Raw genomic sequence first — 17,058 nt, forward strand, 5'->3', positions numbered from 1 at the left:
CAAATATAAAAAAGCCCGCAAAAATGCGGGCTTTTTCTTTTTTGTGTGTGGCTATGAAGGAAAGATCAGGACTGCCCGTAAATGGGGATAAGTGCGCCGCTCATGGCTTCATTGGCGGGGGCCACCAGATAGGCGATTGTGGCGGCAACCGTTTCAAGGCTCACCCATTTGCTGAAATCGGCATTGGGCATGGCCGCCCTGTTGGCCGGTGTGTCAAGCGTGGATGGGGCAATTGCATTGACCAGAATATTGCTGGTCTTGATTTCTTCGGCCAGCACAACGGTCATGGCGGCAACAGCCGCCTTGCTGGTGGTATAAGCCACCATGCCCGATCCGCGCCGCGGGTTGAGGCCCGGTTTTGCCGCAACATTAACGATGCGCCCGCCTTTGCCGGAGGCCTTCATGTGGCGCACGGCGGCCCGGCAACAGAAAAAGCTGGTATGCACATTGGTTTCAAGAAGCTCTTCAAAAGAAGCGGCTTCGGTCTTTTCAATGGGAGCGGCGCTAAAGCCGCCAGCAAGGTGAACAGACGCCCATAATTCGGGAAGCTCGGCATAAAAGGCATCCACTGTCTTGGCGTCCGCCAGATAGATATTGTGGCTGAGCTTTACATTGGGGTGCTGGGCATATGGAAAATTGGGTGGTGGTTCTGCATGGGTGTTGGGCACATGGCATATGGCGCCCATATTGATCAGCCTGCCAACGACCACGCTACCCAGCGCACCTGTTCCGCCGGTTACGACGATATGCTTGCCTTCAAATGATCCCGTCATCAATGATCACTCTTTCCCTCGCCCGTTAATACATCCCCTTAGCGTGGCTTGTTTTATGCGATCACTCAAATGCTATTTCGATAATGCAGCCTTGCCTTTTCGCATGGCAGCAATGGATAATGTTCATTGCCGTGTCGAACAGACTTTGCCTTAAGTGTGAAACCGACTATGAAGCGGGTTCAGCCACGCTCTGGAAAAGCCGGAGCAGACAGCCGGAGCCAGTGATGACAGAAATTCTGCAAACCCCCCAACTTGTGGTTGTTTTTGGTGGATCAGGTTTTGTCGGCCGCCATATTGTGCGGGCGCTGGCCAGACGTGGATACCGCATCAAGGTGGCCTGCCGGCGTCCGGGTCTTGCCGGTCATCTTCAGCCGCTTGGCAATGTCGGGCAGATCCAGACTGTGCAGGCCAATCTGCGCTCCCGCAAATCTGTTGATCGTGCGGTGGCAGGTGCCGATCATGTCATCAATCTCGTCGGCATCCTTTCGGAAAGCGGACGTCAGAAATTCGGTTCTGTTCATGAATTCGGGGCGCGCGCCATAGCAGAAGCTGCACGTGCCGCAGGCGCGCGCCTGACCCATATGTCGGCGCTTGGCGTGGATTTGCAGTCGGCTTCCGCCTATTCCCGCTCCAAGGCGCGTGGCGAAAAAGCGGTTCTGGAAACCTTGCCTCAGGCAACGATCTTTCGCCCTTCAATTATTTTCGGGCCTGAGGATGCGTTCTTCAATCGCTTTGCGGCTATGGCCCGTTACGTTCCGGCCCTGCCGCTGATTGGCGGTGGTGAAACAAAATTCCAGCCGGTCTATGTCGATGATGTGGCGGAAGCTGTCGTGCGCACAATTGATAATGCGGCCCTTGCCGGTCGTATTTATGAGCTTGGCGGACCGGTTGTGGCCAGTTTCCGCCAATGTCTTGAAGAAATGCTGGCTATTACGCAGCGCCAGCGCCTGCTTGTGCCGCTGCCATGGTGGGCTTCAAAACTTGCCGCAAGCTTCCTTGGTCTTTTGCCCAAGCCCTTGCTGACCACGGATCAGGTGGTGCAGTTGCGTTCGGATAATGTGGTCTCAAGTGAAGCAGAGGCCGAAGGGCGCACACTTGCCGGTCTGGGGATTGAGGCGCAGTCGATGGCAACCATTCTGCCAAGCTATCTGTGGCGCTTCCGCGCTGCTGGCCAGTTTCAGCGCCGGCAGACGGCCTGAAGCATGATCTTAGAAAAGTTGCAGACTTTTCGGATAAGATCATGCGTATAAACAAAAGCTTAGAGCATTTTGTCCGTTTTCGTAAAAACAAGAAATGCTCTAAAATCTGATCAGCCGAGGATGAAGAGCGCGGCCAGACCAACGCTGCCGACAATCAGTCGCCACCAGCCAAACAGCGCATAGCCGTGGCGGCTGACATAGCCAAGCAGGCTGCGCACAACCACAACGGCGGCGATGAAGGCCGCCACAAAGCCGATTGCAATGATGTGAAGGTCGGAGGCCGACAACGCGCTCCAGTTCTTCAACAGGTCAAGCGTGAAAGCGCCAAGCATGGTCGGCATGGCAAGGAAGAATGAAAATTCGGCCGCTGCCCGCTTGTCGACCCCCATCAAAAGCCCGCCCACAATGGTGGCGCCGGAGCGCGATGTGCCCGGAATCATGGCCAGACACTGGAAAAACCCGATCTTGAGATAAAGCGGCAGGGGAAACTGGCTCACCTCATGATATTTCGGCTTGAGGTCCAGCCGGTCAATCCAGAGCAAGATGAAGCCGCCAAGAATCAACATGATACAGATCAGCTTTGGCGTTTCAAACAGCACGGATTTGATGAAGCCATGCGCCAGAACGCCGATGATGGCGGCAGGTAAAAAGCCGATGGCAAGGCCGACCAGCACCCGTATGGTCGCATCATTGGGAAGCTGTGGCGCAACAAACAGATTTGGCCGCTTGCGGCGGATCATGGCTGACATGAATTCAAAGATACAGCCGCCCATCCAGACCAGTGAGGCGATGACGCCGACAATCACTTCGCTGATGACATGCAGCCTGTCGCGGCGCTTCATGAAGTCGAGAAAACGGCTGGCATAGACCGATAAAACGGCAAGAATTGCGCCAAGCTGGATCAGCACCTCAAAGGCTTTGCCGGTTGATTCAAAGCCGAGGAAATGACCGGCAAGCAGAATATGGCCGGTGGAGGAAACGGGAATAAATTCGGTCAGGCCTTCCAGCAGGCCAAGCAATATGGCCCCGATGATTGTCTGGTTTTCCATGTCGGCTGATTATCCCCGGTTGCTTGTCAGGAAGGCGTTCTGACCCTATAGCTCGCAAATCTTGACAGTTTGTTGGTGCGGGCTGTCAAAAATCCCGGTGCAGGCGTTGACCCGCTATTGTGCTTTTGTAATCCATGGACCCCATGCTGACGCTTTTTCATCATCCATTGTCTGCGGCCTGCCGTTTTGTCCGGATTGTTTTCGGCGAATATGGGGAAGAACTGGCCTTGATTGAGGAGCAGCCCTGGTTACGCCGCAAAGAGTTTTTGACGCTCAATCCGGCTGGCACATTGCCGGTTTTGCTGGCTGAAGGTGATGTGCCGATTGTGGGAGCCACTGTCATTTCCGAATATCTGGACGAGACGCGCGGTGTTCTCAAGCGCGACCGTCGCCTGTTTGCTGAAAACTTGATGGACCGGGCTGAAATCAGGCGGTTGATCGACTGGTATCTGGTCAAGACCGAGAATGAAGTGACCCGTCATCTGGTGCGTGAGCGTGTGTTGAAGCCCCTGATGCCGAATGCAGCCGGTGGCGGCTCGCCTGATTCGACCGCCATTCGAGCCGCTCGCGCCAATATCCGCCAGCATCTGAAATACACCAACTGGCTGGCGGGCACCCGCCATTGGCTGGCCGGTGGGCGCATCACCTATGCCGATCTTGCCGCTGCCGCCAGTTTCTCGGTGCTTGATTATATGGGCGAAATCGACTGGCGCGACAATGCAGCCGCACGCGACTGGTATATGCGTGTCAAATCCCGCCCCTCTTTCCGCCCGCTTCTGGCCGACCGTGTGCGCGGGCTGGCTCCGGTGTCACATTATGCGGACCTTGACTTCTGACCCCGCAAAATTACGGGCGCTGATCGACGCAGAAGCTGTACGCGCCGGGTTTGATCTGGTTGCCATTACCTCACCTCATTCGATCCCCAAGGCACCGGAGCGGCTGGCGCAATTTGTGGCTGACCGTTTTCATGGCTCCATGGGCTGGATGGAGGAAACATTCGAGCGGCGGGCAAAGCCGAGTGTCTTGTGGCCGGATGTCCGTTCCATCATCGTTCTGGCGATGAATTATGGGCCGGATCACGATCCGCGCGACCTGCTTTCCCTTCGCGACCGGGCCGCCATTTCCGTTTATGCTCGCAATCGTGACTATCATGATGTGATGAAGGGGCGGCTGAAGGAAATTGCCGGCAAGATTGTGGCGCGGGCCGGGGGCGATGTAAAAGTGTTTGTTGATACCGCACCGGTGATGGAAAAGCCGCTGGCGCAAGCGGCCGGGCTTGGCTGGCAGGGCAAGCACACCAATCTGGTCAGCCGCAGTCATGGCTCATGGCTGTTTCTTGGCTCGATCTTTACCACCGCCGAGCTGGAGCCGGACACGCCCGAGGTTGATCGTTGCGGCTCTTGCCGGGCCTGTCTCGATGCCTGCCCGACCAATGCTTTTCCTTCCCCCTACAGGCTCGATGCGCGCCGTTGCATTTCCTATCTGACCATCGAAAACAAGGGGCCGATCTCTCAGGAGTTTCGCGCAGCCATCGGCAACCGTATCTATGGCTGTGACGATTGCCTTGCCGCCTGTCCGTGGAACAAATTTGCGCAAACGGCGTCTGAAGCAAAGCTGGCGGCACGTGAGGATTTGCGCGAGCCGAAGCTGGAAGATCTTTTGCAACTGGATGATGCAGGCTTTCGCAGCTTTTTTTCAGGCTCGCCGGTCAAGCGCATTGGCCGGGATCGCTTTATCCGCAATGTGGCGATTGCCGCGGGAAATTCCGGTGAGGCAGCTTTAAGTGTGTCGCTTCGTGGTCTGCTGCAGGATCCTTCTGTGCTGGTGCGCGGCGCCGCCATCTGGGCGCTGTCGAGATTGTTGCCACAGGCTGAGTTTGCCGCATTGGCGCAAATGGCTTTGCCGGAGGAAAAAGATTCGGACATCTGTGCCGAATGGCAACAGGCATTGGAGCCAAATCCATGAGCATGGAGCAGGTTTTCCTGTTTGGTGCAGGCTATAGCGCGCGTGCGTTTGCTGGAATATGTCCGAAAGAGGTGGCTGTTTTCGGCACCACACGCTCTGCTACAAAATTTGATCTGTTGCGCGATGCCGGTATTTTCCCTTTGCTGTTTGAGGGCCATCTAACACCGGAAATTTGGCGGGCACTTGCCACAACCACCCATCTTGTGATCAGCGCGGCCCCGGATGAAATGGGCGATGTGTTTTTGAATGCAGCGCGAGCCGTGATTGCCGGTAAAATGCCGGCCTTGCGCTGGATTGCCTATCTTTCCACCGTGGGTGTTTACGGCGACCATGATGGCGCATGGGTGGATGAGCAAACGCCCTGTCAGCCGCTTTCCGCCCGTTCCAGATGGCGCCTTGCGGCAGAACGGCAATGGCTGGAATGCGGTGAGGCACTGGGCTGTCCGGTTGCTGTGCTGCGGCTGGCCGGGATCTATGGCCCCGGTCGCAACAATCTTGTCAGTCTGCGGGATGGAACGGCCAGACATATTGTCAAGCCGGGACAAGTGTTTAATCGTATTCATGTTGCCGATATTGCCGGAGCGCTGTTGCATCTGGCTGAACGCGGGCAAGGTGGCGTTTTAAATGTCAGCGATGATGAACCGGCGCCATTGCAGGATGTGGTGACCTATGCTGCCCGGTTAATGGGGGTTGAACCGCCACCGCCAATTGCATTTGAAGAGGCCAAAATGTCGGCCATGGCCCGTTCTTTTTATGAGGAAAACAAGCGCGTTGCCAATCTGGCCTTGAAGGAGGCAGGCTATTTTTTGCGTTTTTCCAACTATCGTGCGGGACTTGATGCTCTGTGGGCGCAAGCCAACCGGGAAACATAAAACCTGAATATCTGCCTTGATCATGGCGCAGTTGACGCCATGATGTGATTTGGGGCTTGGTGTGGCCGGAGACTGAAATGCGAAAAATATGGGCAAAAATAGTCAAGGGGGCGGCTGCACTGGCCGCCTTGACTTTGCTGATGACCATAAGCCCGCAGACAGTTAAGGCACAGGAACTGGCTAAAAACCTGTTTGGTTCGCATCAATTGCCAGCCGCCACGCCGCCGCAATCCATCGGCTTTTATTCCAAGGGCTGTTTTTCAGGCGGGGTGGCGATCGCCACTGATGGTCCGACATGGCAGGCCATGCGCCTGTCGCGCAATCGTCGCTGGGGTCATCCCACGATGATTTCACTGATTGAAAAATTTTCCCGTGATGCGGTTGCCGATGGCTGGCCGGGTCTGCTGCTGGGCGATATTTCGCAACCGCGCGGCGGACCGATGCTGACCGGCCATGCCTCGCACCAGATTGGTCTGGATGCCGATATATGGTTCATGCCCATGCCCAACCGCAAGCTGACGATACAAGAGCGCGAAAATATCTCGGCGGTTTCTCTGATCGATCCCAAAACCCGCAAGGTGATTGAAAAGCGCTGGACTCCGGCCCATGCGCAATTGCTGAAACGCGCCGCCAGCTATGGTGAGGTGGAGCGTGTTCTCGTCCATCCCGGTATCAAGAAAAAACTGTGTGATACGGTGACCGGTGACCGCGCATGGCTGCGCAAGATCCGTCCTTTCTGGGGGCATGATTATCATTTCCATATCCGTATCGGTTGCCAGCCGGGTTCGCCGGACTGCAAGCGTCAGGAAAAGGTGGCGGCGGGGGAAGGCTGCGACAAATCACTGGCCTGGTGGTTTACGGAAGAACCCTGGCGGCCCAACCCCAATCCCGATGCGCCCAAGGCGCGTGATGTGATGACCATGGCAGCTTTACCAAATGCCTGTCGGGCAGTGCTTGCTGCCCCCGATCCGGTGTCGCTGGCATCCGTTACCTATCCTTCAGGCGCGCAAGCAAATATTGCGCGCGCTGATCCGATTGCGGCTTTGGTTGCATCGGGCGGGTTGCCGACGGGTGCCAATGCTTTTGCACCGACTCCTGAAATCGGTGCGCCGCTGCCCTTTTCCCGCCCGGTTCATTGAAAAAGCGCGTAATGAAGAGGTTGGGAACCTTTTTTGACCTTGGTGTAGCAGTTTCAGGAGCAGCACTGACCTGCCTGAAAGTTGGACGGTTCCGGCCCTAGGCAAAAAGGTACAAAGGCTCTAAGAGGATGCCGATGCTGATACCGTTCCGGTGTCATGGCATCAGAGCAATGCAGCAACGGAAAAAGTTTTGAGCGCCCGCCCCAAAAACAGCAGGCCTGAGCCTGGCGAAGTTATCGCCGTCTTAAAGCGTATCTTTTCCGAGAATGGGCGCGAATATATCGGCTATTATGCCTTTACCATATTTTGCCTGCTGACTTCGGCGGCCACTGCCGGGTTGGCGGCATGGATCATGAAACCGCTGGTCGATGATATTTTTGTCGCTCAGCGCTATGACCGCGCCATCTGGATTTGCGGAGGCATTATCGCCATTTTCCTGATCCGTGGCATGGTCACCTATGGCTATTCGGTAACCCTTGCCAAGATCGGCAATAATGTCGTGGCGCGCTATCAGAAACGGGTTTTCCAGCATCTGATGTTGCTTGGACTGGACTTTTTCAGTGATACGCGCTCGGGCCGCCTGGCGGCGCGCATCAATGAAAATGTTGCCGGTATCCGCGACCTGATGGGCATGACCCTGCGCTCCGTGGCTGGGGATCTGGTTGCCCTTATCGGGCTGATCGGCGTCATGATCTGGCAGCAGCCATATCTTGCCGCCTCCATCATTGTCATTGGTCCGCCGCTGGTGTGGGCTGTCAATTACATCATGCGCCGTGTGCGCTCGGTGACGCGCGAATCCGTTACCGTTAATTCACATCTGATCGGAGCCATGCAGGAGGCGGTGCAGGGCATTGCCGTGGTCAAGGCTTTTACCATGGAAGAGCAGCTTTCAGCCCGGATCGCCAGGCTGGTTGACCATGCTGAAGGTCGCTATAACAAGATTGCCCGTGTTTCGGAACGGCTGGGGCCCATTACCGAAAGTCTTGCCGGTTTTGCGGTGGCAGGCGTCATTGGCTATGCGTCTTACAAGGCGGCGACGACTAGCCATCCACCCGGCGATGTCATGGCCTTCATCACCGCGCTTTTGCTGGCCTATGATCCGGCCCGCCGTCTGGCGCGCACCCAGGTCAATGTCGAGCGTGCGCTGGTCAATGCGCGCATGATTTATGAAATTCTTGATACAGAACCACAGCAGGGCGATGTGCCCGGCGCGGGTGAACTTGCCGTGAGGCAGGGCGAGGTGCGTTTTGATGAGGTGTCCTTTGCCTATGTGCCGGGTCAGCCCGTGCTGGACAAGGTCAGCTTTGTTGTCCGGCCAGGAAAAACCACGGCCATTGTCGGGGCGTCCGGTTCCGGAAAATCAACATTGGTGGCGCTTTTGCAGCGCTTTTACGATGTGGATGGCGGCACAATCACCATTGATGGGCAGGATATAACAAAGTTCACAAAACATTCGCTGCGCCAGTCTATCGCCTATGTCTCGCAACAGCCCTATCTGTTTGAGGGAACCATTCGCGACAATATCCGCTATGGCCGTCCTGAAGCCAGCGACCGGGAAACCGAACTGGCGGCAAGGCTGGCGGCGGCGGATGAGTTTATTCGTCAGCAGCCTGAAGGCTATGACACGCAGGTGGGTGAAAATGGTGCGACCCTTTCGGGCGGACAGCGCCAGCGTGTTTCGATTGCGCGCGCCATGCTGCGCGATGCGCCGCTGCTGCTGCTTGATGAAGCAACCTCGGCGCTGGACAATGAATCGGAAGCGCGAGTGCAGCAGGCGCTGAACGAGGCCATGCGCGGGCGCACCACCATTGTTATCGCCCACCGGCTTTCCACTGTGGTCAATGCCGACAACATCATTGTGCTGGAACAGGGCAGGGTGGTTGAGCAGGGCACCCATGCGCAATTGATGGCCGATGCAGATGGCGTCTATGCGCGGTTTTACCGCTTTCAGGGCGATAACGGGCCGGGTCTTGTTGATGACAGCGCTGCTGATGAAATTTCAGGGGGAGTAGCCAATGCGTGATATGGGCCTTGTTGTTGTGGGTGCTGCCGGTCGTATGGGGCTGGAACTGGTTCGTGCTGTGCATGAAGCGCAAGGGGCGCGCGTTGTTGGCGCTATAGAGCGTGAAGGCTCACCGGCCATCGGCAAGGATATCGGCGAACTGGCCGGTCTTGGGCCTTCCGGTGTGATGGTCAGTGATGACCCGCTGGCTGCCTTTGCCAGCGCTGACGGGGTGCTTGATTTTACCATGCCTGCCGCCAGCATTGCTTTTGCCGGTTATGCCGCGCAGGCGCGCATTGTCCATGTGCTGGGCACCACGGGGTTGTCTGCAAAGGATGATGCTGCCATTGCGGCTGCCGCCCGCCATGCCACCATCGTCAAATCCGGCAATATGAGCCTTGGTGTCAATTTGCTGGCCTTGTTGGTTGAGCAGGCGGCGCGAGCGCTTTCGGCCAAAGATTTTGATATTGAGGTGCTGGAAATGCACCACCGCAACAAGGTGGATGCGCCTTCGGGCACCGCACTGCTTTTAGGCCAGGCAGCCGCTGCCGGGCGCGGCATTGAACTGGCGGGTAATGATGTGCGGGTGCGTGATGGCTACACCGGGGCGCGTGAAACCGGCAGTATCGGCTTTGCCACGCTGCGCGGTGGTTCAGTGCCGGGGGACCATTCTGTCATTCTGGCCGGTAATGGCGAGACCATTACTCTTTCGCATCACGCGCAGGACCGGGCGATCTTTGCGCGCGGCGCGGTCAAGGCGGCCCTGTGGGCGCGTGGCCGCAAGCCGGGTCTTTTTTCGATGCGCGATGTGCTGGGCCTGTAGGCCGCACCCTTTGCCTGAAGCCTGATATAAGGAGCAAATATGTCTGGAACTCTTGTGCTTGTTCGCCATGGTCAGAGCGAATGGAATTTGAAAAATCTGTTCACCGGCTGGCGGGATGTGGACCTGACCGAGCAGGGCCATGCCGAGGCACGTGCTGCCGGGCAAAAGCTGAAAGAGCGTGGCCTGAAATTTGATATTGCTTTTACGTCCAATCTCCAGCGCGCTCAAAAAACCTGCCAGCATATTCTGGATGCGGTGGGGCAGGGCGATTTGAAGACGATCCGCCAGGAGGCGCTTAATGAGCGCGACTATGGCGACCTTTCCGGTTTGAACAAGGATGATGCGCGCCAGAAATGGGGTGAAGAGCAGGTGCATATCTGGCGCCGTTCCTATCACATTCCCCCGCCCGGCGGCGAAAGCCTGCGCGATACGGGTGCGCGCGTCTGGCCCTATTACATGCATGATTTGCAGCCGCATGTGCTGCGTGGCGAAACGGTGCTGGTGGCCGCCCATGGCAATTCGCTGCGGGCGCTGATCATGGCGCTTGATGGCCTGTCGGGTGAAGAGGTGGTGAAGGTGGAACTGGGCACCGGCGTGCCGATCATCTACCGGCTCAATGCCGATTCAACCGTTGCCTCCAAGGAAATTCTTGCAGGTTGATTTTTTCAACCTGTCTCCTGAAGAACATTTCTCACTTCAGGCAGCAAGGCTTTGCCTTTAAAGCCTGTCTCTCGAACTGGGAACCAGTTTCGAGATAAAGACATGCGTAAAAACAAAGTCTTAAAGCGGGTCGCATGAATCTGAAAGATTGCGACACGCTTTAAGACAAAAAAACCCACGCCGGAGCGTGGGTTTTATTTGGTGCATCTCCACCCGTTAACGAGTGGTTTTACTTGTTAACGACTGGACCGCATTTTCTGAACAACCCAATGTTGCAGATCAATGATGGATTTGCAACATTTGATTTCAGGGAGTGAGGGAGGGGAGAAAAATATGCTGACTTTGGGTCTGGATATGGGGACGAACTCGATCGGCTGGTGTCTGATTAAAACACCGGGCGAGCCGATGGAGAAGGAGGAGGGCTCGATTGTTGCCATTGGCTCACGTATTTTCAAGGATGGACGCGAGCCGAAATCAGGTACGTCACTGGCTGTTGACCGGCGTGAGGCCCGTGCCATGCGGCGCAGGCGCGACCGCTATCTTTCGCGCCGGGCCGCACTTCTTAAAATGCTGACGCAATATGGGCTGATGCCGGAAGATGCTGATGCGCGCCGCCTGCTCGTTCATGCAGCCAATGATCAAAAAAGGCCGCAGGATGGTTCAAAAAAAGCAGGCCGGACGGGCGAATTGTCAAACAGTGTGCATGGGCTGCGGAGACGTGCTCTTGATGAGCAATTGTCACCGCATCAGATCGGTCGGGTTCTATTTAATCTTAACCAGCGGCGCGGCTTCAAGTCCAATCGCAAGACAGACAAGCGTGACAATGATCAGGGCAAGATTGAAACCGGCGTCAATCGTTTAAATACGGCAATGCAGGCCGCCGAGGCCCGGACTTTTGGCGAGTTTTTGCATGGAAGGCGGCTGGAGGGCAAGTCTGTTCGGACGCGGCTGCGGCCTGAAACGGGTGAGACTGCAAAGGGCGATGGCTATGATTTTTATCCTTCGCGGGCTGAACTGGAGCGGGAATTTGACCTGATCTGTGAAGCACAGGCTGCATATTATCCTGATCTTCTGGATGAAGAGCGTGTCGCGCATCTGCGGCGTATTATTTTTTATCAGCGCCCGCTCAAGCCGGTGCTTCCTGGTCGATGCAGCTATAATCCAGATGAGGTGCGGCTGCCCAAGGCCCACCCGCTGTTTCAGACCTTCCGGCTTTACAAGGAGGTGAATGAACTGGCGCTGATTGGGGAAGATCAGCAGCCACGCAAATTAAACGTCGAACAACGTGATGAGCTCATTCATAAACTTCGATCAGCGAAAACATCTTCTTTTGACAGTCTGCGCAAGGTGTTGAAGGTCGGCCCGGAATTTCGCTTCAACAAGCATAGCGAAACCCGCACCGGCCTGGTGGGCGATGAGATTTATGTGGACATGAGCAAGCGTGATTGCTTCGGCAATCGCTGGGCGGAACTGGATATGGCGCGGCAGTGGGAAATCCTGTCACGGCTGCGTGAAGAAGAAGACCCGCTTGCGCTGCTTGGCTGGCTGATGGACACTTGCGGGCTTGATGAGGAACAAGCGCAAGCCGTTGCCAAAGTGAAATTGCCGGAAGGGTTTGGTCGGCTGGGAGCAACAGCGCTTGGCCAGTTAACCGATGCCTTGAAACAGGAAACTTTTGCCGATGGAACGGTGATTACGGAGGCGGAGGCGGCTCTTCGTTGTGGCTACAACCATTCCGACAAGAGCGACCCGAATTTTCAAGGTCATCCAGAATTGCCACCTTATCAGGAGGAACTGGAACGCCATATCCCGCCAGGCACCGGAAATCCGGATGATATTTATGATGTTTTCAAGGGGCGCATCACCAATCCAACGGTTCATATTGCGCTCAACCAGCTTCGGCGCGTTGTCAATCTGCTGATACGCCGTTACGGCAAGCCGGACCGGATTGCTATTGAGCTGGGCAGGGAGTTGAAACTTTCTGATGACCAGAAAAAAGAAGTAAACAAGACGATCGCCAAAAATACCCGTGAGGCTGAGGCGCGGTCTGCTGAACTGAATGAGCTGGGCCAGCCGGACACCGGCTATAACCGGCTGCGGTTGAAATTATGGGAAGAGTTGAACAAGGATCAACCGCTCAATCGTGTCTGCGTCTATTCGGGCGAGATTATTTCTGCTTCCATGGTGTTTACGGCAGAGGTCGATGTCGATCACATCCTGCCCTATTCAAAGACGCTGGATGACAGCCAGGGCAACAAGATCTTGTGTCTGGCCCGCGCCAACCGGCAAAAGCGCAACCGTGCACCTGCCGATGTTGTGGAATGGGCAGATCGCTATGATGAAATCCTTGCCCGGGCGAGTGTCTTGCCACGCAACAAGCAATGGCGCTTTGCTCGCAATGCCATGGACAGGTTTGATGATGAAAAAGAGTTTATCGCCCGCCATTTGACCGATATGCAATATGGTGCGCGCATGGCGCTGACCTATCTGGCTTCGCTCTATCCGACCGAAGAAGCAGATGCGCAAGGGTTGTTGCGTCGGCATAGCCGTGTTCGTGCCATTCCCGGCCGGATGACAGAGATGCTGCGGCGTCGATGGGCGCTCAATGAATTGCTGTCCGATCATAATATTGCCGGTTCTGACCCGGCAAAGGAAAAAAACCGCAAGGACCATCGCCATCATGCGATTGATGCTTTTGTCATCGCCTGCACCAGCCGCGCATTGATCCAGAAAATCTCGACCGCTTCTGCCGCATTGGAAAGTGAAGGGGCTGAACGGGTTGTGGCCAAGATTGGCGACCCCTGGCCGGGCTTTCGGGAAGAACTGCGTGAGCGGTTAAGCAAGGTGGTGGTCAGCCATCGTCCTGATCATGGTTCTGCTTCCAGGACCGGGCAGACTGTGGGCAGACTGCATAATGACACCGCCTATGGGCTGACCGGAGAAAAGGACGACAGGGGCAATGATCTGGTTGTCACCCGCAAGCCATTATCGGCGCTGAAAACAGCAAAGGATTTGATGGGCATTCGCGACAGGCAATTGCGGGAGGCCCTTGAGGTTGCAACCAGCGGGCTTTCAGGCCGTGACTTTGAAGAGGCCGTGCATGAATTTGCCACGCGCAAAAAACTGGACGGAAAAGATAATCCGTTTCGCAATTTGCGCCGGGTGCGCATGATCGAGCCGCTGAAAACCATTCCCATCCATGACAAACAAGGAAAAGCCTATAAGGGCTACAAAGGCGATTCCAATCATCGCTATGATGTGTGGCAATTGCCGGATGGAAGATGGGTATCAGAAGTTGTCACCACCTTCGATGCCCATCAACCGGGCTGGCAATCTGTGATCAGACAGCAAAACCCGACAGCGAAAAAAATGCTTTCGCTCAGACAAGATGATGCTGTAGCCATAGGTGAGGATGAGGACCGTATAATCTATCGGGTGGTTAAATTTAATACAGCAGGACGGCTGACACTGGCTCCACATCATGAGGCAGGCTCACTGAAATCCCGTGATGCCGATCATGCCGATCCGTTCAAATATATGACAAGATCTGCAAGTGGATTGAAAGACCTCAAAGCCCGCCAATTGCGTGTTGATGAAATTGGACAGGTTTTTGATCCGGGTCCCAGAAGTTAACCAAAAGTAAAGATTTATGGGGATTGCACGGAAAACTTGTGCAATCCTCTTTGCATGGAGCGGGTTGTTGATATTTCCACGGATGGTTTGCACTTGGCTGTGCATCGTGGATTTCTTGTTGTCAGTAAAGATCATCAGGAAACAGGGCGTATTGCGCTGGATGATATTGGCGCGGTTATTGCCCACGCACATGGCCTGACCTGGTCAAACAATCTGTTTGTGCAACTTGCCGAGCGCAGCGTGCCGGTGGTTATCTGCTCTTCCAATCATGCGCCTGTAACCTGTCTGTGGCCATTGGCCGGCCATTATATGCAAGGTGCAAGAATGCGCGCGCAGGCCAATGCCGCAAAGCCTTTGAAAAAGCAGCTTTGGCAAAAAATCGTGATGGCCAAGATTACCATGCAGGGGCTGGTGCTGGAATCGACCGGGGCAGAGGCCGGGGCATTTTCTCTACTTGCCCGCAAGGTGCGCTCAGGCGATCCTGATAATGTTGAGGCACAAGCAGCGCGCCGTTATTGGCAGGCGCTGATGGGGCCAGATTTTCGTCGTGACAGTAATAGTGGGGACCTGAACGCCCTGCTGAATTATGGCTACACAGTGCTGCGCGCTGTTATTTCACGTGCCATTTGCTCTGCTGGTCTGCACCCGACACTTGGTATTTTTCATAGCAATCGCGCCAATGCGTTTGCACTGGCTGATGATCTTATGGAGCCTTATCGCCCGCTGGTGGATCGCATGGTGCGCAATATGGCTGATATGGGCAAGGCACATGTGGATGCAGAGGCCAAGCGCCAATTGGCGGGCATTGCCACACTCGATCTTGATACAAATGAGGGGGTAAGCCCGCTTTCTGTTCAGGCGGGGCGCTTTGTCTATTCGGTGGCAAGCGCTTTTGAGACCGGCAATATTACGCTTGATCTGCCGCGAGCGCCTTCAAAAATGGCGCTTGCCATGCTGGGACGAAATGAGGCCGTACTGGAAAAAAATCAGGAATGACGACGCTTTTTACACAAGGAAGGGGAGGCGGGCCAACACATTTATCCGCCTATAGGCTGATGTGGCTTCTGGTGACATTTGACTTGCCCGTGGAAACAAAGAAGCAGCGCAAGGCTGCTCATGATTTCCGTATGTATCTTCTGGATCTTGGCTTTGAAATGAGCCAGTTTTCCAATTATACTCGCTTTTGCAGCGGCAAGGAGCAGTTTGATGCCTATGTGCGCAAGATTGAAAGTAATTTACCTGAACGCGGTGACGTGTTCATCTTTCAGTTCACAGACCGACAATATGAAAATATTGTTCGATTTTCTGACCAGGCACGTCGCAGACGGCAGAAAAACCCGGAACAACTGGTGCTGTTTTGAGCGGATAATGCGGATTATGCAGCCTCTCAGCGTTCAAAATCCCTTTGAAATCAGGATTTTGAACGCTGATCGAGCTTAGCAGTTCAGAAAATGCGGTCCAGCCGCAACCCCGGAGCAGATTGATACCTTATGGGCACAAGCTTAGCAGTTCAGAAAATGCGGTCCAGCCGCAACCCTGAGCTGACGTTCGATAATGCCAAGGCGAGCTTAGCAGTTCAGAAAATGCGGTCCAGCCGCAACATGCAGAGCATTACGCACTGGTTTACGGGCAGCTTAGCAGTTCAGAAAATGCGGTCCAGCCGCAACAAGTTGGCGTTTGAGTTCGGCGATGTAGGCAGCTTAGCAGTTCAGAAAATGCGGTCCAGCCGCAACTAAACGATATGAGAGAAAAATGCCGCGCCCAGCTTAGCAGTTCAGAAAATGCGGTCCAGCCGCAACAGTTTGGAAGGACTTCGACGTCCTCGGTGCAGCTTAGCAGTTCAGAAAATGCGGTCCAGCCGCAACAAGACGACCGACGCCAACATGAAAAAGCTGAGCTTAGCAGTTCAGAAAATGCGGTCCAGCCGCAACCCATGCCGTGCGCGCTCTGCGCCGAAGAGGAGCTTAGCAGTTCAGAAAATGCGGTCCAGCCGCAACCCGAAGCCGAGCAGTGTCATGTTCTCGCGCAGCTTAGCAGTTCAGAAAATGCGGTCCAGCCGCAACATGGTTCATTGTCGAACCGCTCTGGAAGGTAGCTTAGCAGTTCAGAAAATGCGGTCCAGCCGCAACTCTAGGGGTCAGCTACCCGGCAAGAGGTCTAGCTTAGCAGTTCAGAAAATGCGGTCCAGCCGCAACTGCCGGAGGATGGAAGTCTTCGGGAATTGTAGCTTAGCAGTTCAGAAAATGCGGTCCAGCCGCAACCGCGAGGGCTTGCCCGGCAAACCAGTCTCGAGCTTAGCAGTTCAGAAAATGCGGTCCAGCCGCAACACAACGACGTGAGGGCCGCTTTCGAGGAAGAGCTTAGCAGTTCAGAAAATGCGGTCCAGCCGCAACACGGCCGACGACACCGTGACCATCGGCGGGAGCTTAGCAGTTCAGAAAATGCGGTCCAGCCGCAACTCGAAAGCAAGGAGGAAGTAAATGAAAAATAGCTTAGCAGTTCAGAAAATGCGGTCCAGCCGCAACGATATAGCAAGGGTGATTTTGCTGCCGATCAGCTTAGCAGTTCAGAAAATGCGGTCCAGCCGCAACCAACCGAGCCCGCTAGACGAGTTCGGGCGGCAGCTTAGCAGTTCAGAAAATGCGGTCCAGCCGCAACCGGCAACTGGTCCGATGTCCAGAAGAAGCCAGCTTAGCAGTTCAGAAAATGCGGTCCAGCCGCAACCCGAGTGGTTGGCGGTATGGTTTCCCGAATAGCTTAGCAGTTCAGAAAATGCGGTCCAGCCGCAACTATCGGGCCTGAAGGAACTGGATGCCGCTCAGCTTAGCAGTTCAGAAAATGCGGTCCAGCCGCAACCAGCCAAGGCTTTAGGGTCTAGGGTCGAAACCCAATCAGAGTATTGCGTAAATTTTTGAAATCAGATTCTGTGCATGTACAGACATG

13 protein-coding genes and 1 CRISPR repeat array are annotated in these 17,058 nt (G+C 55.2%); of the genes, 11 read left to right on the plus strand and 2 right to left on the minus strand.

The window, feature by feature from the left end; translation table 11 throughout:
- Positions 1-65: 65 nt before the first annotated feature.
- Positions 66-773, minus strand: coding sequence for an SDR family NAD(P)-dependent oxidoreductase (locus ACFPLB_RS12205; protein ID WP_378229974.1), 708 nt, complete (start codon positions 771-773; stop codon positions 66-68).
- Positions 774-997: 224 nt separating this feature from the next.
- Here ACFPLB_RS12205 and ACFPLB_RS12210 point away from each other — a divergent pair, with 224 nt between their 5' ends.
- Entirely contained in the window at positions 998-1,972 is a 975-nt protein-coding gene (locus tag ACFPLB_RS12210; protein WP_378229976.1) for a complex I NDUFA9 subunit family protein, read from the plus strand.
- Between the two features lie 110 nt (positions 1,973-2,082).
- On the opposite strand, the gene ACFPLB_RS12215 is transcribed toward ACFPLB_RS12210, so the two are convergent.
- Positions 2,083-3,021 carry an undecaprenyl-diphosphate phosphatase gene (locus ACFPLB_RS12215; protein WP_378229978.1) on the minus strand — a complete coding sequence of 313 codons (939 nt, stop codon included), beginning with the start codon at positions 3,019-3,021 and terminating at the stop codon, positions 2,083-2,085.
- A gap of 143 nt (positions 3,022-3,164) precedes the next feature.
- Between ACFPLB_RS12215 and ACFPLB_RS12220 the strand changes: the two genes are divergently transcribed.
- The 10 genes from ACFPLB_RS12220 (at position 3,165) to cas2 (ending at position 15,476) form a co-directional block, all read left to right on the plus strand.
- Positions 3,165-3,857, plus strand: a complete 693-nt coding sequence (locus ACFPLB_RS12220) for a glutathione S-transferase family protein (RefSeq protein WP_378229980.1) — start codon at positions 3,165-3,167, stop codon at positions 3,855-3,857.
- A complete protein-coding gene (gene queG, locus ACFPLB_RS12225) occupies positions 3,838-4,986 on the plus strand; it encodes a tRNA epoxyqueuosine(34) reductase QueG (RefSeq protein WP_378229981.1) in 1,149 nt (382 codons plus the stop codon). The genes ACFPLB_RS12220 and queG overlap by 20 nt, the downstream gene beginning before the upstream one ends.
- On the plus strand, positions 4,983-5,858 hold the full coding sequence (locus ACFPLB_RS12230) for an SDR family oxidoreductase (RefSeq protein ID WP_378229983.1): 876 nt from the start codon (positions 4,983-4,985) through the stop codon (positions 5,856-5,858). The genes queG and ACFPLB_RS12230 overlap by 4 nt, the downstream gene beginning before the upstream one ends.
- Positions 5,859-5,935: 77 nt before the next feature.
- Positions 5,936-6,997: a penicillin-insensitive murein endopeptidase gene (mepA, locus tag ACFPLB_RS12235; RefSeq protein ID WP_378229985.1), complete on the plus strand. Its 1,062-nt coding sequence runs from the start codon at positions 5,936-5,938 to the stop codon at positions 6,995-6,997.
- 190 nt (positions 6,998-7,187) lie between these two features.
- Positions 7,188-9,020, plus strand: a complete 1,833-nt coding sequence (locus tag ACFPLB_RS12240) for an ABC transporter ATP-binding protein (RefSeq protein WP_378229987.1) — start codon at positions 7,188-7,190, stop codon at positions 9,018-9,020.
- Positions 9,013-9,822 carry a 4-hydroxy-tetrahydrodipicolinate reductase gene (gene dapB, locus ACFPLB_RS12245; protein WP_378229989.1) on the plus strand — a complete coding sequence of 270 codons (810 nt, stop codon included), beginning with the start codon at positions 9,013-9,015 and terminating at the stop codon, positions 9,820-9,822. Before ACFPLB_RS12240 ends, dapB begins: the two co-directional genes overlap by 8 nt.
- Positions 9,823-9,861: 39 nt before the next feature.
- Positions 9,862-10,482, plus strand: coding sequence for a 2,3-bisphosphoglycerate-dependent phosphoglycerate mutase (locus ACFPLB_RS12250; RefSeq protein ID WP_378229991.1), 621 nt, complete (start codon positions 9,862-9,864; stop codon positions 10,480-10,482).
- A 333-nt stretch (positions 10,483-10,815) separates the two neighbouring features.
- Positions 10,816-14,115 (plus strand): type II CRISPR RNA-guided endonuclease Cas9, encoded by a 3,300-nt coding sequence (cas9, locus tag ACFPLB_RS12255; protein ID WP_378229993.1) that lies wholly within the window; start codon positions 10,816-10,818, stop codon positions 14,113-14,115.
- 54 nt (positions 14,116-14,169) lie between these two features.
- A complete protein-coding gene (gene cas1 / locus ACFPLB_RS12260; protein ID WP_378230007.1) occupies positions 14,170-15,111 on the plus strand; it encodes a type II CRISPR-associated endonuclease Cas1 in 942 nt (313 codons plus the stop codon).
- The gene (gene cas2, locus ACFPLB_RS12265; protein ID WP_378229995.1) at positions 15,108-15,476 is read left to right on the plus strand and encodes a CRISPR-associated endonuclease Cas2; all 369 of its coding nucleotides are present in this window, start codon (positions 15,108-15,110) and stop codon (positions 15,474-15,476) included. The genes cas1 and cas2 overlap by 4 nt, the downstream gene beginning before the upstream one ends.
- 72 nt (positions 15,477-15,548) lie before the next feature.
- A CRISPR array of direct repeats spans positions 15,549-16,971; the repeat unit is 36 nt; unit sequence AGCTTAGCAGTTCAGAAAATGCGGTCCAGCCGCAAC.
- Positions 16,972-17,058 lie beyond the last annotated feature (87 nt).

The organism is Aquamicrobium segne (assembly GCF_042656785.1).
Classification (GTDB): Bacteria; Pseudomonadota; Alphaproteobacteria; order Rhizobiales; family Rhizobiaceae; genus Mesorhizobium; species Mesorhizobium segne.

Excerpts from the sequence above, each read along its gene's own strand:
- ACFPLB_RS12205 (WP_378229974.1), bottom strand. The coding sequence starts at position 773 with ATGACGGGATCATTTGAAGGCAAGCATATCGTCGTAACCGGCGGAACA.
- ACFPLB_RS12210 (WP_378229976.1), top strand. The coding sequence starts at position 998 with ATGACAGAAATTCTGCAAACCCCCCAACTTGTGGTTGTTTTTGGTGGA.
- ACFPLB_RS12215 (WP_378229978.1), bottom strand. The coding sequence starts at position 3,021 with ATGGAAAACCAGACAATCATCGGGGCCATATTGCTTGGCCTGCTGGAA.
- ACFPLB_RS12220 (WP_378229980.1), top strand. The coding sequence starts at position 3,165 with ATGCTGACGCTTTTTCATCATCCATTGTCTGCGGCCTGCCGTTTTGTC.
- queG (WP_378229981.1), top strand. The coding sequence starts at position 3,838 with ATGCGGACCTTGACTTCTGACCCCGCAAAATTACGGGCGCTGATCGAC.
- ACFPLB_RS12230 (WP_378229983.1), top strand. The coding sequence starts at position 4,983 with ATGAGCATGGAGCAGGTTTTCCTGTTTGGTGCAGGCTATAGCGCGCGT.
- mepA (WP_378229985.1), top strand. The coding sequence starts at position 5,936 with ATGCGAAAAATATGGGCAAAAATAGTCAAGGGGGCGGCTGCACTGGCC.
- dapB (WP_378229989.1), top strand. The coding sequence starts at position 9,013 with ATGCGTGATATGGGCCTTGTTGTTGTGGGTGCTGCCGGTCGTATGGGG.
- ACFPLB_RS12250 (WP_378229991.1), top strand. The coding sequence starts at position 9,862 with ATGTCTGGAACTCTTGTGCTTGTTCGCCATGGTCAGAGCGAATGGAAT.
- cas9 (WP_378229993.1), top strand. The coding sequence starts at position 10,816 with ATGCTGACTTTGGGTCTGGATATGGGGACGAACTCGATCGGCTGGTGT.
- cas1 (WP_378230007.1), top strand. The coding sequence starts at position 14,170 with ATGGAGCGGGTTGTTGATATTTCCACGGATGGTTTGCACTTGGCTGTG.
- cas2 (WP_378229995.1), top strand. The coding sequence starts at position 15,108 with ATGACGACGCTTTTTACACAAGGAAGGGGAGGCGGGCCAACACATTTA.